Raw genomic sequence first — 14,539 nt, forward strand, 5'->3', positions numbered from 1 at the left:
TCAAAAGGTGTCCTTTTTGTTTACTAAAATTATGATAAATAGAAAATAGCTTCGCGCAAAAAGCGCGAAGCTATTTTCTATTTACTGGGGTTTTGTCCCAGCCTCGCTTGACTGTAGTCCATGTTATCAACTACTGACTGATTTTATTGAAGTGGAGTCTCTCCTCTTTTTTCATTATAGTATTGAACTCCGAATTGCGAGCCTTCAGATACCATCTTTGAATTTTCCAAATCAGCAATATCTCTCGCATCCACTTGATCCGGATGACCTGCTTTTTCAAACGTCAGTTCTTCGTTATCTTGTTTATTCATGAAGTTATTAATTTTGTCCTTGATTTTGGATTTTCTCTCATCATTCATCAGTAAATAGCTTGCTGCACCAGCTCCAAGTACACTTGCACCGACTGCAGTAATGATATTTCGTTTTCTCATCGACTTTCCTTCCTTTCCCTCTTTTGATACCTATATATTTCCCCGAATCAAATGAATCAAACATACTTCTATAAAAAGATTTTCCTAGTTTTTCCCGATTATGGTATACTTATTTCAACATCACAGGTCCCGAGGTGAAAAGATGCAAGTTAAATGTACAATATGTGATAATATAAATGAAATTCCTGACGATTCATTTAAAGCAAAACGCCTTAGGAATCGTCGTACATATATGTATCTGTGTGACGAATGTTATTATCGAGTTGAATCCAACACAAAAGCACGTCATGATACAGGCAAATTCCATTTATACCGTGATAAGCAAGACGAAGATGAATATATTTGACAATCTGGTTTTATTATTCAGAAAAACAAAAAAACGCTTCATGATGAAGCGTTTTTTGCTTTTCTTTGCATATACATTCTTGTCCGATAAATCGTTAATACGATTACAATGATAACTAAACTCTCTGTCATCGGCATTTTCATAATACTGAAAATCGTGGTTAAGTAATTACCGAGAAATAGCATGAAGTAGACAAATACGTTTTTCCACAAACTCAATTTTCTTGCAAAACCTAGTTTATAAGCAATTGCAGAAAGTACGAGATTAATGATATACATTTTCCAAAAAATATTTTGTACTCCATAATTTGCCACAATATAATCCAATACGATACTAAAAGATCCAGTCATAAATATTGTCCCCCATTAATCATCACTCTCTTTATCATACTAAATCTTTCAGCATCATGCTAGGTATAAGAAGGTGATTTTATGACACTTCTCTAACAGAATACGAGCCTTCCTACCGTTTTTCCCATCATTATACATATAGCGAATTAATGGAATGTATACTGCGACTTACTATAGATTAAAGAACAGACAGCTACAAAATAGCTGTCTGTTATCTTTTTTATTTAGTCGATTTATTGGCGATTTCTTCCTTCAACAATTCTTTAAATTCTTCTGTAGAAACAGTTGTTGTAGCTTTCTCGCCATATCGTCTGTAAGTCACTGCTTTCCCTTCAATCTCACTATCCCCTAATACCAGCGCGAACGGGACTTTCTCAGTTTGTGCCTGACGAATTTTATAACCGATTTTTTCGTCTCTTTCGTCAAGTTCTGTACGGATTCCTTCTCTTCTCAGTTCATCAGCAACTTGTTTCGCATAATCAAGATGGACTTGAGGAGATACTGGGATTACTTTTACTTGTACTGGAGCAAGCCAAGTTGGAAATGCTCCTTTGTATTCTTCAATAAGAAATGCAACAAAACGTTCCATAGTTGATACTACACCACGGTGGATTACAACTGGGCGATGTTCTTTACCGTCTTCCCCGATATATGTCAAATCAAAACGCTCAGGAAGCAACACATCAAGCTGGACAGTTGATAATGTCTCTTCCTTACCAAGAGCTGTTTTCACTTGAATATCCAATTTCGGCCCGTAGAATGCCGCTTCCCCTTCCGCTTCCACATAATCAAGTTGTAACTCTTCCATCGTTTCTTTCAATTGACGCTGAGTCATTTCCCACATAGCATCATCATCAATATATTTTTCTTTATCTTCTGGGTCACGGTAAGAAAGGCGGAAACTGTAATCCTCGATTCCGAAGTCTTTATACACATGCTGGATTAATTCTACAACGCGTTTGAATTCATCCTTTAACTGATCAGGTCTGGCAAAGATATGTGCATCATTCAACGTCATCCCGCGAACACGTTGTAAACCAGCTAATGCACCACTCATCTCATAACGATGCATCGTTCCTAATTCTGCAATTCGTACCGGTAATTGGCGGTAACTCCACAATTGATTTTTAAACACCATCATATGGTGTGGACAGTTCATCGGACGCAATACAAGTGTTTCATTATCCATCTCCATTGGTGGGAACATATCATCTTGATAATGATCCCAGTGACCGCTTGTTTGATAAAGGTCCTTACTTCCAAGTACAGGAGTATAGACGTGATCATAGCCAAGTTTCTCTTCCAAATCAACAATATAACGCTCGATCAAACGGCGGATTGTCGCACCTTTTGGCAACCATAACGGCAACCCTTGACCTACCTTCTGTGAGACAGTGAACAGATCCAATTCTTTCCCTAATTTACGATGATCTCTTTCTTTTCTTTCTTCCAGGATTCGTAGATATTCTTCAAGATGGGATTTCTTTTCAAATGCTGTACCGTAGATACGTTGGAGCTGTTGGTTATCACTATCGCCTCTCCAATACGCACCTGAAATGCTGAGCAACTTAAATGCCTTTATTTTGCTTGTACTCGGAACATGTACTCCTCGGCATAAATCAAAGAATTCGCCTTGTTCATAAATCGTCACCTGTTCATCTTCAGGGATTGCGTCAATCAATTCCAGTTTTAAGTGGTCACCAATCTCTTCAAAACGTTTCTTAGCTTCTGCGCGAGAAACTTCCACTCGTTTAATCTCTAAATTTTCATCAATAATCTTTTTCATTTCTTTTTCAATTTTTGGCAAGTCTTCTGGAGTTAGTTTGTGCTCCATATCGATATCGTAATAGAAGCCCTCTTCGATTACTGGACCAACGCCAAATCGAACTTCCCCGTAAAGACGTTTAATCGCCTGTGCGAGCAGGTGTGCTGATGAGTGGCGTAGGATGTCTATCCCTTCATCATCTCTGTAAGTCAGGATTTGAATTTCTCCTCCTTTTTCTATGGGACGGCGGAGGTCTAGAGGTTCTCCGTCCAATTTAATTGCTAATGATTGTTTTTTTAGACCGGAGGAAATTGAGCCTGCAACTTCTTCTCCTGTTATACCTTTTGGAAATTCTTTTTGATTTCCATCTGGGAAAGTTAAAGTAATTGATTCTGCCATTGCTTTTCATCTCCTATGTTTAAAATGGTAGTAACTAAATAATAAACTTTCTTCTGGAGGTCCGCAGCCCAAATACACCTTCGCTTTCCGTGGGCGGCTGGTGAGCCTCTGCTCCCACNTAAAATCCATCTAGGATGATTGTAAACAAAAAAGTGTAATGAACCGAATATAAACCAAATAAAAAAACCGTTCCTTTGCATTGCTGCAAAGGGACGGTATATGGTTATAACGTGGTTCCACCCTATGTTTCGATTAATATGAGTAACTCATAAATCGCTCTGATCTTTAACGCAGATGATACGCTACTATTTACTGAAGGTTTCCATAGTAGGGCTCGGAGGTGGTAATTAATTGACTGTATATAGAAAGCTTTCAGCCTAGGCTTTCTTCTCTTGTCTATACAGGGATTCAATCAATCATGTCCTCGTCAATGCTTCTCATTTTTAATAATTAATTGTATTATAACTCCCGTTTTTTAGAAAAGCAAGCCTATCTTCATTTTTCACTTGAATTAATGCTCATAGGAAGAATAAGTATAAGGAAAATCCTTAAATGATTTTAAAATTACTCGTTCTTGAAAAACATTGATGATAGTCTGCGTTTTTGGATTAGAAGGGTCGTCCACATACATGTTTATCTTTTCTGGAGCCATGGCAATTAATGGTGCTAAATTCCACTCATCCTCTGGGAAGCCAAATAAATAAAGCGGTGCTTTTTTCATGATGTTACGTAACTCAATTTTGGAAAGTTGCCTGCCAACCGTACTGTAGTAACTGAAAGGACTTCCTTCAACTACATGTATTAAGGGAATCATTGGTTCCTTTGTATGAACATATTCCCTTAACGTATTAATAAATGATTGATGTTCCTCTTCCCGTTTAAACTCATCGATAGCTAGTCCAATATAATGAACCAGGTCTTTTTTAAAGGCTTTCATCCCAAACTGTACAATTGAATCAAAGTGGACTGTCTGTGCATTGCGAATATGCATGAGGAAAATCGCTCTCAACAATTGAACAGGATGTTTATGCTTTCTTAACATTTTACTATCTTCATCCACACCTGTTACAATCCATTCCGCCAACTCATAAATCTTTTCAATTTCATGATGATCGGTAAAATAATAAGAATCTCGAATGATTTCATGGATTACTGACCGCAATCGATTGCTGATATAAACATGGACTAAGGAAACTGCAATCGATTGAAATATAATTTCGTTTAAAGGCTCATAGTTGATCGTCAGTTGATTCCCCCATTTTTCATTCACTTGCCAATGCACGGCTATCTGTTTGTTTTGCTGGAATACATGCTCACAGAAGCAAATTACCTCCTTGTCTGATTCAAAGAAAATATCCATTCGTAACATCACCCTCATCTACAACCAAACTGTTATATTATATGGAGGGCTTTATGGAAAAATGATAAGATTGGTTAATCTAGTGAAAACAAAAATAAAAAACTTCCTTCTAGTATCGTATCTTGTACTAGAAGGAAGTTTTATTAATTTCTACGATTATACCCTTCCAAATGCAACACTTCACTAACCTGTCCGATTCGTTCAATAATCCTTGCTGCCTTTATCGTCTCTGTCCCTGAACGAGTGGTTGCCAAATGCCCTTTGAGCTGTTCCAAATCATAGTTCGATGTAAAGAAAACAGGTAAGCCTTCCATCATTCGATACTGGAGAATGGAACTTAAAATCTCATCGCGGAACCAGGCTGATTGCATTTCTGCACCAATGTCGTCCAACATGAGGATATCCGTCTTTTTAAAAAGATCAATTTTGTCATTAACAGAATCATCTTTTAATGAAGCTTTAATTTCACGTACAAACTCAGGCATATAAATAATCGTGGAAGATATATTGTACTTTTTCAACTCATTCGCTATCGCACCTAATAGAAACGTCTTGCCGACCCCAAAAATTCCATATAGATAAAGACCTTTGTTAGGAAGCTTGGTCTTCGCTTCATTAAGGAATTCAAAAACCTTCAGCAATACTTTTGTACGGGATGCATCATTATCTATATCCGACATTCTTGCTTCCAATATTTCTTTGGGCATATATAAACTACTAATGAGCTTATTACTTTCTTGTTCTTTTTCATACATGATTCGGCTATGGCACTTCTCATATCGAATGTGTATTTCTTCATTCTCCACTTGAAGGATTGGAGAATAGCCTTGAATCATGTTTTTGCATTCACCGAATGATGCACAATGATTGCACTGCTTTGATTGAGTTTTATATTCGTATAATTTGACTAGACTTTTGTCTATTTCATTTTGACTTAATTCTGGATGGAGCGCGATAAATTCTTTGATTTCTTCGTCTTCCAAGAGTTCTGTTTTCATTTTATTATAGTTTTCTTTAAAGCTTTCACTGCGCGCCATCCAGGCTTTCAAGCTTGATTGAATTGGCTTCACTAAAAATCATCCTTTAAACGATTGGTTTAATTTCCTTCAGAAAATTGTTTGAGAAGTTGTGCTACTTTCCTTTGCTCTTCATTCATATCGATGGATTGAGACTCTTTAGGTTTTTCTTTATGTTTTCCTGCTTTATACCAATCAGGAATGATATCTTTGCTTGCCACCTTCTGATATCCACCTTTGCGTCTTGCTTTTGCCTTTTCATAGTTTGCGCGTTCTTGCTTAGCAAAATTCATAGCTTCTTTCGCGGTCTTCAGTTTAGCTCGTGACCAGTGGCTAGCGATTTTTTCAATATATGCCCTTGAAAGCTTCATATTTGTTTGGAGCAGCACGTAATGGATTAATACATTCATTACAGGGGCTGGAAGACCTTGAGTAGTCATTACATCACTAATCAGCTTCATGTCTTGTTCAGAGGCAAAATTTCCACTTGATAAATCTTCTAGAAGTTGCTTTGGCGAGATGGTTTCAAGCTCCTGTATGAGCAGCTCTTCCCTTGTTAATGGCTTTTTATCAGTTTGTTGATTAATGGAAGTTTCCGTTTTTGGAATCAAACGGATCGGTTTGTTATCATTCTTGGCACGATATATATCATGGCAAGCCTGCTTAAATTCTTCCCTGTCAAGATGGTTTTCTTCAGTAAGAGACCAGATAATGGCTTTATCAATTTCGAAGCTTTCTAAATCGTACAGAACAAGCATCTGCGTGATTAATTTACGGTTATCCTTTGTCAGTATACGATGGACAGGTATCATCCGTTGTTTCAACATATGTTCAAGCCATTCAAAATCTACAGTTCCATCTTCTTCGACCATTACCTCTTCTCCAGCAGCAACTTGAACAAGACTTGCTGTTTCTGTAGTCTGGAAAACCTCTTGAAAATCAGCTGTAATATTTTCACCGACTTCAGGTTGCACTTCCACTGTAAAGAAATCTTTTAACCTATCAAATTTCTGACTACCGATATAATGGTACAGGAGGGATGAAAACATAGCATCCTCAAAAAAACTATTCGGATCATAAGGAGATTGGAGATCATATGTGTAAATCGTCATCCCATCGTCTTGTTTCTTATACGTTCGAAGTAATCCGATAGCCTCTAATTTCCGTCTGGCTTCATAGATTTGATCAAGTGGCAACATTAAATAATTCATTAATGTATGATGAGTTTGTGGTGTTGATTCTTCCTGTAACGGCACTTCATTGATTAAGGTTTGATAGAGCATTAATGCCTCAGGACCAATGAGCGGCTGGTATAAGTGGGTCAAAGATTGTAAAAAGTTCTCTGGCAACGCTTCTTGCAACCTTACAAAGTATCCGTCTACTGGTAGTAGTTGTCCTATTCTCATCACGATTTTCACCCTTTTACTCTTCCTTTTCTTGCTTGTCACTACTAATTAATTCCTTAAGTTCATCTAAAAAGACAGATACATCTTTAAATTGACGATACACAGAGGCAAAGCGAACATAGGCCACTTCATCAACCTTAGAAAGTCTTTCCATCACCATTTCGCCAACGAGTTTCGAATCAACCTCTGAAGATCCGAGACCACGCAATTCCTTCTCTACTTCCAATGCAATAGTTTCAATGGTTTCCACAGGAACTGGTCTCTTCTCACAGGCACGGATTAGGCCTCTGGTAAGTTTTTCACGTGAGAACTCCTGCCTCATTCCATCTTTCTTCACGACAATTAACGGAACTTCTTCCATTCTTTCAAATGTAGTAAAACGTTGACCACATTTCTCACATTCTCTTCGACGGCGAATAGCTTTTCCATCTTCAATTGGTCGTGAATCAGTAACCTTTGTATTTTTATATTCACAGTTTGGACAGCGCAATTTTCACTCACCCCTCTGTCGTCAATTTACATTCCAATATGTAGGCGATAAAATAGATATCCTCTATTTTAACACGTTTTAGCCAAATGTTCTATTCATCCTAAAAAAGATGCATCTTAATTTCCATATAACAATGGATAAGATGCATCTTATATTTAGATTCTATCAGGATATTTTAGCTGTTTCTTTATTCGTCAAATTTACACCAACAAGTTTTGTTAAATCTAGCACACGTGCAGAATAACCCCATTCATTATCATACCATGCCAGAACCTTTATCTTATTTTCCCCCATTACCATAGTCGATAATCCATCAACTACTGCTGAATAATCCGTTGTAGTGAAATCGACAGACACGAGTGGTTCCTCCGTAAATTGAACAATTCCATGGTAGCCATTCTCCGCAGCTTCCTTGAATGCCTGATTTACCTCTTCAGCTGTAACACTCTCTTCCACATCAACAACCAAATCCACAAGTGATACATCTGGTGTCGGAACACGCAGTGCCATTCCGTGTAATTTACCGTTCAGATGTGGCAATACTACTCCAAGCGCCTTTGCAGCACCAGTGGAAGTCGGAATGATCGATTGAGTACAGCCCCTCGCTCGGCGAAGATCTTTATGTGGATTATCAAGGTTTTTCTGATCATTTGTAAAAGCATGGACCGTTGTCATTAATCCATTTACTATTTGAAAACGATCATCCAATATCTTTACTACCGGTGCTAAACAGTTAGTAGTACAAGAAGCATTGGAAATAATATGGTGTACTTCACTATCATACTCATTATCATTGACACCCATTACAATCGTTTTATCAATTTCTTTACCAGGTGCCGTAATGACAACCTTTTTCGCTCCAGCTTGAAGGTGAAGTCCAGCAGTTTCATTCGTAGTAAATTTTCCCGTTGCTTCCACAACAACATCTATATCCAACTTATTCCAAGGAAGCTTATCCGGCTCCCTGGAGCTAACAAGCTTAATCTCTTTATCATTAACTTGAATTGAGTTATCAAGCGCTTTCACTTCTCCGTTAAAAATACCATGGACACTGTCATATTTAACTAAATGCGCTAGTGTTTCAGGTGGATAACTCGCGTTTATAGCTACTACATCAAACTGTTCATCTACAATTGCCTGACGAAAAACCATTCTCCCGATACGACCAAACCCATTTATTGCAATACGAATCTTATCCATTGTAACCCCATTCCTCCCAATAAAGTTATACTAATTATGTATTTCTGTAATTAGTATAACACATTTCAGGTTAAATGTGCGTCATATTTAAAGTAAATATAATGTTATAATATTACGAATGTTGGTTCTGATGGTATATCGTATGCAATAATTGGTCAATTTGGCACGTTTAAGCTCTACAATCCACGTTCCACTATATTCCATTCTTTTAGTATGTCTTTTAATTGTTCAAATGAATCTTGAATGGAACCTCTGTTATCAATAATTGCATCAGCGAGCTCTGCTTTTTTCTCTACAGGTATCTGCGAATTGATTCTTTGCATCGCTTCTTCTTTTGTAAAGTCGTTTCTAGCCATTAACCGTTCCAATTGTGTTTTCTCATCAACATATACAACTAGTATCTTTTCAACAAGATGCTCAAGCTTACTTTCAATTAATAACGGAATATCCAATACTACACATCTCTCTCCCGCTTCAATACATGCATCTCTTTGTTCAAGCATTCTTTTGCGAATGGCTGGATGCACAATTTCATTTAATTGCTTTCGCTTGGACTCATTGGAAAAAACAATTTCACCTAATCGATTTCGGTCAATGGTTCGATCTTCAAGGAGTATTTTTTCCCCGAATGATTCTACAATACGTTCATAAGCTTCTTCGCCCGGTTCAACAACTTCTCTTGCCAGTTTATCTGCATCGATTACTGGAATATCAAGTTTTGTAAACATGGATGACACTGTGCTTTTACCGGTGGCGATGCTACCCGTTAAGCCGATGACCAAACTCATCTAATCCCCCCTTACAGAGGCTGACATGCAGCACATATATGAGTGCCTCTGCCAGCCACTTTCAGTTTGATTATTTCTTCTCCACAATCTTTACATGCCTTCGTTTGTTGACCATACACATAAAGTTCTTGCTGGAACATTCCCATTTCACCTTGAGAATTGACATAGGAGCGAATGGTCGTCCCTCCAAGTTCCACAGCTTCCTTCAATGTAATAATTGCGGCCTCACGAATTCTTTTGATTTCCTCATCAGAGAGGGTATTGGCCCTTCTCATCGGATGTACACGTGCTTTAAATAAAGTCTCATCCACATAAATATTTCCCAAGCCAGTAACAATGGTTTGATCAAGGAGCACAGCCTTGATCAGTCGTTCTGTTTTATTTAATTTTTGCTTAAAGTAATCAAATGTAAATGCTGAATCAAATGGTTCCGGACCCAATTTCTTCAGTGGGGCACGGTTCATCTCTTCCCCAATCGGATATAGATGCATCGTTCCGAATTTACGGACATCATTATAATAGAGTGCTTCTCCATCCGTAAACGTAAAAATGACATGTGTATGTTTGTCTTTTTCCGTTAATACAGGCAAGACCCGATATTTACCTTCCATTCTTAAATGGGAAACCAAAACATAGTCATCAAGATAAAATAATAGAAACTTACCTTTCCGACCGAGCCTCCGAAATGTTTGGCCGATTAAAAGCTGTTTAAACCGTTCCACATCATCGGGTGCTTTTATGATTTTCCCCCAGTGAACATCGACAGCTTCAATGGTTTTATTTAACACTAATTGTTCAAGTGTACGTTTAATCGTTTCAACCTCTGGTAATTCTGGCATAACTTCCTATCTCCTTACTTAGCATCAAACCAACTATTGCCGTATTCATAATCCACTTTAAGCGGAACTGATAAATCTACGGTATTCTCCATAATTGCTGGTACAATTTTTATTAAGCGATCCAATTCGGTCTTTGGTGCTTCCAAGATTAATTCATCATGTACTTGAAGCAACATTCTTGCCTCAAGTTTTTCATCCAGTAATTTATGATGAAGATCGATCATCGCCTTTTTAATAATATCTGCTGCACTACCTTGAATTGGAGTATTCATTGCCGTCCGCTCTGCAAAGCTTCTGCGGTTGAAGTTACGGCTTGTAATTTCTGGTAAGTATCTTCTCCTCTTCATAAGCGTTGTTACATACCCTTGTTGTTTCGCGGTTTGGACAACATTATCCAAATACTCTTTGACACCAGGGAAGCTTGCAAAATATCTGTCAATAAAATCCTTAGCTTCTTTCCGGGTCGTACCAAGGCTTTGTGATAGGCCGTAGTCACTGATTCCATAAACAATTCCGAAGTTCACCGCTTTTGCTTGCCTGCGCATGTCTGAAGTGACTTCATCCTCTGCAACATGGAAAACATCCATCGCAGTCCTCGTGTGGATATCCATATCATTATTAAAAGCATCCACTAATTTTTCGTCCTGAGCAATATGGGCGAGGATCCTTAATTCTATTTGTGAATAGTCAGCTGCAAAAATAATCCAGTCCTCTTTAGAAGGTACAAAAGCCTTCCTAATCTTTCTTCCTTCTTCAATTCGAATCGGTATATTTTGCAGGTTAGGATCTACTGAACTGAGACGACCTGTTTGAGTAAGTGCCTGATTAAAGCGTGTGTGAATCTTACTCGTCTCTTTATTGACCACTTTTAATAACCCTTCAATATAAGTGGACTGCAATTTACCTAGTTGACGATAAAGAAGAATCTTTGGAATGATATCATGTGCATGCTGGAGTTGTTCCAAAACATCTGCAGCGGTCGAATAGCCGGTTTTTGTCTTTTTGATAACAGGAAGTCCTAATTTCTCAAATAGAATAGGCCCAAGCTGTTTCGGTGAATTGATGTTAAATTCTTCTCCAGCAAGTTCGTATATCTCTTCCATTAATGTATTTAATCTTTCTTTTAAATCGATTTCCATCTCTTTCAGCTGATTGGTATCGACAAGAACACCTTGGTGCTCCATTTCACCAAGAATCAAGGCTAATGGCATTTCAAGTTCGACTAACAACTCATATTGCTCATTTTCCTTCAATTGCGTAACCATTCCTTCTTGGGATTTATCAAGAGCTATTGCCTTACGAACGATGTGCTCAGCGAGAATGTCCTCTTCTGGCACTTTTCTCTTGGCACCTTTCCCATAAACTTCTTCATCAAATTGAACATCTGTGTAGCCGAAACGACTGCCAATTGCAGGTATATCATGATTGTTCTCAGAAGGATTTAACAGATAAGATGCCAGTAGAAGATCGAAGCTGATTCCTTTGAGATGTATTCCATTTCGTAACAAGGCAACAACCGTTTCTTTCGCATCAAACACCGATTTTTTCTTAGTGGAATCTTCTGCCCATGTTTTAAACAAATCAGATTTCAGTGCCACTTCCGTTGGAATGTAATAATTACCAGACTCATTTACTATGCTGATCCCGATTATTGGAGACTGATGATAGTTTTCTTCAATAATCTCAACTACTAAAGCAGAATACTCGGTGAACATCTCTTCCTTCACTTCAGAAACAATTTCCATATCTATTGCAGTCATTTCAACTGCTACGCCTGATTCTTCATCAATGGAACCTGATATTTTATTCAACAAGGAATTGAAGCCAAGTTCTTTAAATACCTTAGTGACTTTATTTTCCTCGTAGCCATTATACGTGATTTCATCAATTTTAACTTCGATTGGGGATTCTCGATTGATGGTTACTAGCTCCTTACTCATAAAAGCTTCATCTTTATAATTTGTAAGGTTTTCTTTTAATTTTTTCCCACCAAGAGAATCGATATTTTCGTAAACTTCTTCTAAAGTCGGGTATTCTTTCAATAATTTTAATGCTGTTTTCTCCCCGACCCCAGGTACTCCTGGAATATTATCAGAGTTATCTCCCATCAACGCCTTTAAGTCGATGATTTGATCTGGTGTAATCCCCATTTTTTCATGTAAATACTGCGGTGTATATTTATCAACCTCACTAATCCCTTTTCTCGTAACATGCACAGTTACATTGTCGGATACGAGCTGTAAAAGGTCCTTGTCCCCTGATATGACAGTTACTTCCCAATCTGCAGTATCAGTAACTTTTGATAATGTACCGATAATGTCATCAGCCTCATATTGATCCAGTTCATAATGAGGAATGTGGAAAGCATCGAGTAACTCTCTAACAATCGGGAATTGCTCGGATAATTCAGGTGGAGTTTTTTGTCTACCACCTTTATATTCTTTATAGGTTTTATGACGAAATGTTGTTTTACCTGCATCAAAGGCTACTAACATATGAGTTGGTTTTTCCTCTTCCAAGATGCGTAGCAACATCGTCGTAAAGCCATAGACGGCATTTGTATACACTCCCTTATCGTTATTCAACAAGGGTAATGCAAAGAATGCACGGTAAATAATACTGTTCCCATCTATTAACACTAACTTTTTTGACATTTGGACTCCTCCATTAGCTTTCTAGTTATGTTCATTTTATCATTGTATGGATAGAAATGAAAAAATAACGAAATTCAGACTCGTAAGGATGGTCGGTCTAGTAATAGGGCTATTTTGTATTTATACACAAAAAAAGCATAAGTAATGTACACTTATGCTGACAGATATAATGAATTATGTTGGTAAGCAAACAGTAATGATAGTGCCTTTATCAACTTCACTATCAATGAGGATTTCTCCATCATGGACTTCGATAATATGTTTGACAATAGCAAGACCTAAGCCTGTACCGCCTGAATTTCTTGTTCTCGCTTTATCAATCCGATAGAACCTTTCGAAGATTCGCGGCAATTCCTTTTCCGGTATTCCAATTCCCGTATCGGAAACTTCTATTTTTATCCTATCTTTTGCTTGATAAACCCTTAAAGCGACTGTACCTTCTTCCGGTGTATAGTGAAGTGCATTATCAATTAAATTAATAATGACTTGAGTGATCCGATCCTTGTCCGCTTTAATGTCGATATCTTCAATATCTTGGGTAAAAGTAATGCCTTTTTCCTCAGCTTTATACATAATAGCCGGAGTCAATGATTCAACTAATTCAATTGCATTTATTTTATGGAGTACGAGACGGAAATTATCACTCTCTAACTTGGAGAGTGCAAGTAAATCTTCAATCAACAGCTGAATTCGGTTACTTTCATTGTATATGATTTGAAGAAATTCTTTACTTATATCAGGGTCTTGCATCGCTCCATCAAGCAATGTCTCGGAGAACCCTTTTATGGAAGTAATAGGAGTACGCAATTCATGTGATACGTTAGCTACAAAATCTTTACGCATTCCCTCCAGTTTTTTCAACTCGGTTATGTCATGAAGAACCAATACCGCACCTTTCAGCATGTTCCTCTCATTAATAATCGGAGCACCAGAGATTTCTATATAAAACTTTTCTATTCCGATATAATGCTTAAATGAGTCTTTTACATTCGTTTCATACAAGAACACTTTCTGTATTGCATCTTGAACAGTCTCATTCTCCAATACTTTATGGTAGATAGAACCAATATAATCCTTCTCCGACTTACCAAAGTAATCCACAAACTTACGATTCACTAAATGGATATAGCCTTTTTCATCAAGCAATACCAACCCACTCTCCGTATTATCTATTAGGGTCGATAATTGCTCCGATTGAATTTGTTCTTGAAGTGAAAACTCAGTCAACTCCCTAGCAAGCCTATTGATACGATTACTTAGATTACCAAGCAGAGAATTTCTTGTGAAATGAAACCTCGCTTGGTAATTTCCTTTTGTAATTTCTTCTATTGTTTTTGATGCTTTACTAATTGGATGAATATAATCATGGTGAATCCTAATAAACATACTGCAAACTATCACATACACGATAATTAAAACAGCAATTAAAAAAATCATGTTTTCAACAAAGGTAGAAATTATTAGTCCTGCAACAAGTAAAATAAAAAACAAACTT

General features: G+C 37.4%; 13 protein-coding genes and 1 other annotated feature. Of the genes, 1 reads left to right on the forward strand and 12 read right to left on the reverse strand.

Annotated elements, in window-relative coordinates; genetic code table 11:
- Positions 1-143: 143 nt before the first annotated feature.
- On the reverse strand, positions 144-431 hold the full coding sequence (locus tag ACFSBH_RS07645) for a hypothetical protein (RefSeq protein ID WP_251514929.1): 288 nt from the start codon (positions 429-431) through the stop codon (positions 144-146).
- 142 nt (positions 432-573) lie between these two features.
- On the opposite strand from ACFSBH_RS07645, the gene ACFSBH_RS07650 reads away from it, so the two are divergent.
- Positions 574-777, forward strand: a complete 204-nt coding sequence (locus ACFSBH_RS07650) for a YlaI family protein (protein ID WP_251514933.1) — start codon at positions 574-576, stop codon at positions 775-777.
- Positions 778-815: 38 nt separating this feature from the next.
- On the opposite strand, the gene ACFSBH_RS07655 is transcribed toward ACFSBH_RS07650, so the two are convergent.
- The 11 genes from ACFSBH_RS07655 to pnpS form a co-directional block, all read right to left on the reverse strand.
- Positions 816-1,127 (reverse strand): YlaH-like family protein, encoded by a 312-nt coding sequence (locus tag ACFSBH_RS07655; protein ID WP_251514936.1) that lies wholly within the window; start codon positions 1,125-1,127, stop codon positions 816-818.
- A gap of 220 nt (positions 1,128-1,347) precedes the next feature.
- Positions 1,348-3,291 (reverse strand): threonine--tRNA ligase, encoded by a 1,944-nt coding sequence (thrS, locus tag ACFSBH_RS07660; protein WP_251514940.1) that lies wholly within the window; start codon positions 3,289-3,291, stop codon positions 1,348-1,350.
- A 205-nt stretch (positions 3,292-3,496) separates the two neighbouring features.
- Positions 3,497-3,731: a binding site (T-box leader), on the reverse strand.
- A gap of 71 nt (positions 3,732-3,802) precedes the next feature.
- On the reverse strand, positions 3,803-4,660 hold the full coding sequence (gene ytxC, locus ACFSBH_RS07665; RefSeq protein WP_379596956.1) for a sporulation protein YtxC: 858 nt from the start codon (positions 4,658-4,660) through the stop codon (positions 3,803-3,805).
- A 134-nt stretch (positions 4,661-4,794) separates the two neighbouring features.
- Entirely contained in the window at positions 4,795-5,721 is a 927-nt protein-coding gene (gene dnaI / locus ACFSBH_RS07670; RefSeq protein ID WP_251514946.1) for a primosomal protein DnaI, read from the reverse strand.
- Positions 5,722-5,747: 26 nt separating this feature from the next.
- Entirely contained in the window at positions 5,748-7,073 is a 1,326-nt protein-coding gene (locus tag ACFSBH_RS07675; RefSeq protein ID WP_285853769.1) for a replication initiation and membrane attachment family protein, read from the reverse strand.
- Between the two features lie 16 nt (positions 7,074-7,089).
- Positions 7,090-7,563, reverse strand: a complete 474-nt coding sequence (gene nrdR, locus ACFSBH_RS07680) for a transcriptional regulator NrdR (RefSeq protein ID WP_251514952.1) — start codon at positions 7,561-7,563, stop codon at positions 7,090-7,092.
- 165 nt (positions 7,564-7,728) lie between these two features.
- Positions 7,729-8,763, reverse strand: coding sequence for a glyceraldehyde-3-phosphate dehydrogenase (locus tag ACFSBH_RS07685; RefSeq protein ID WP_251514956.1), 1,035 nt, complete (start codon positions 8,761-8,763; stop codon positions 7,729-7,731).
- A 176-nt stretch (positions 8,764-8,939) separates the two neighbouring features.
- Positions 8,940-9,551 carry a dephospho-CoA kinase gene (gene coaE / locus ACFSBH_RS07690; protein ID WP_251514960.1) on the reverse strand — a complete coding sequence of 204 codons (612 nt, stop codon included), beginning with the start codon at positions 9,549-9,551 and terminating at the stop codon, positions 8,940-8,942.
- 11 nt (positions 9,552-9,562) lie between these two features.
- A complete protein-coding gene (mutM, locus tag ACFSBH_RS07695; RefSeq protein ID WP_251514963.1) occupies positions 9,563-10,390 on the reverse strand; it encodes a DNA-formamidopyrimidine glycosylase in 828 nt (275 codons plus the stop codon).
- Between the two features lie 14 nt (positions 10,391-10,404).
- Positions 10,405-13,044, reverse strand: coding sequence for a DNA polymerase I (gene polA / locus ACFSBH_RS07700; RefSeq protein WP_251514965.1), 2,640 nt, complete (start codon positions 13,042-13,044; stop codon positions 10,405-10,407).
- Between the two features lie 174 nt (positions 13,045-13,218).
- Positions 13,219-14,481 carry a two-component system histidine kinase PnpS gene (gene pnpS, locus ACFSBH_RS07705; RefSeq protein WP_379596961.1) on the reverse strand — a complete coding sequence of 421 codons (1,263 nt, stop codon included), beginning with the start codon at positions 14,479-14,481 and terminating at the stop codon, positions 13,219-13,221.
- Positions 14,482-14,539 lie beyond the last annotated feature (58 nt).

This window comes from Oceanobacillus luteolus (assembly GCF_042678205.1).
Lineage (GTDB): Bacteria > Bacillota > Bacilli > Bacillales > Amphibacillaceae > Oceanobacillus > Oceanobacillus luteolus.

What these genes read in the sequence shown, in the direction of transcription:
- ACFSBH_RS07645 (WP_251514929.1), bottom strand. Translation starts at nt 431, where the DNA reads ATGAGAAAACGAAATATCATTACTGCAGTCGGTGCAAGTGTACTTGGA.
- ACFSBH_RS07650 (WP_251514933.1), top strand. Translation starts at nt 574, where the DNA reads ATGCAAGTTAAATGTACAATATGTGATAATATAAATGAAATTCCTGAC.
- ACFSBH_RS07655 (WP_251514936.1), bottom strand. Translation starts at nt 1,127, where the DNA reads ATGACTGGATCTTTTAGTATCGTATTGGATTATATTGTGGCAAATTAT.
- thrS (WP_251514940.1), bottom strand. Translation starts at nt 3,291, where the DNA reads ATGGCAGAATCAATTACTTTAACTTTCCCAGATGGAAATCAAAAAGAA.
- ytxC (WP_379596956.1), bottom strand. Translation starts at nt 4,660, where the DNA reads ATGTTACGAATGGATATTTTCTTTGAATCAGACAAGGAGGTAATTTGC.
- ACFSBH_RS07675 (WP_285853769.1), bottom strand. Translation starts at nt 7,073, where the DNA reads ATGAGAATAGGACAACTACTACCAGTAGACGGATACTTTGTAAGGTTG.
- ACFSBH_RS07685 (WP_251514956.1), bottom strand. Translation starts at nt 8,763, where the DNA reads ATGGATAAGATTCGTATTGCAATAAATGGGTTTGGTCGTATCGGGAGA.
- coaE (WP_251514960.1), bottom strand. Translation starts at nt 9,551, where the DNA reads ATGAGTTTGGTCATCGGCTTAACGGGTAGCATCGCCACCGGTAAAAGC.
- mutM (WP_251514963.1), bottom strand. Translation starts at nt 10,390, where the DNA reads ATGCCAGAATTACCAGAGGTTGAAACGATTAAACGTACACTTGAACAA.
- polA (WP_251514965.1), bottom strand. Translation starts at nt 13,044, where the DNA reads ATGTCAAAAAAGTTAGTGTTAATAGATGGGAACAGTATTATTTACCGT.
- pnpS (WP_379596961.1), bottom strand. Translation starts at nt 14,481, where the DNA reads ATGATTTTTTTAATTGCTGTTTTAATTATCGTGTATGTGATAGTTTGC.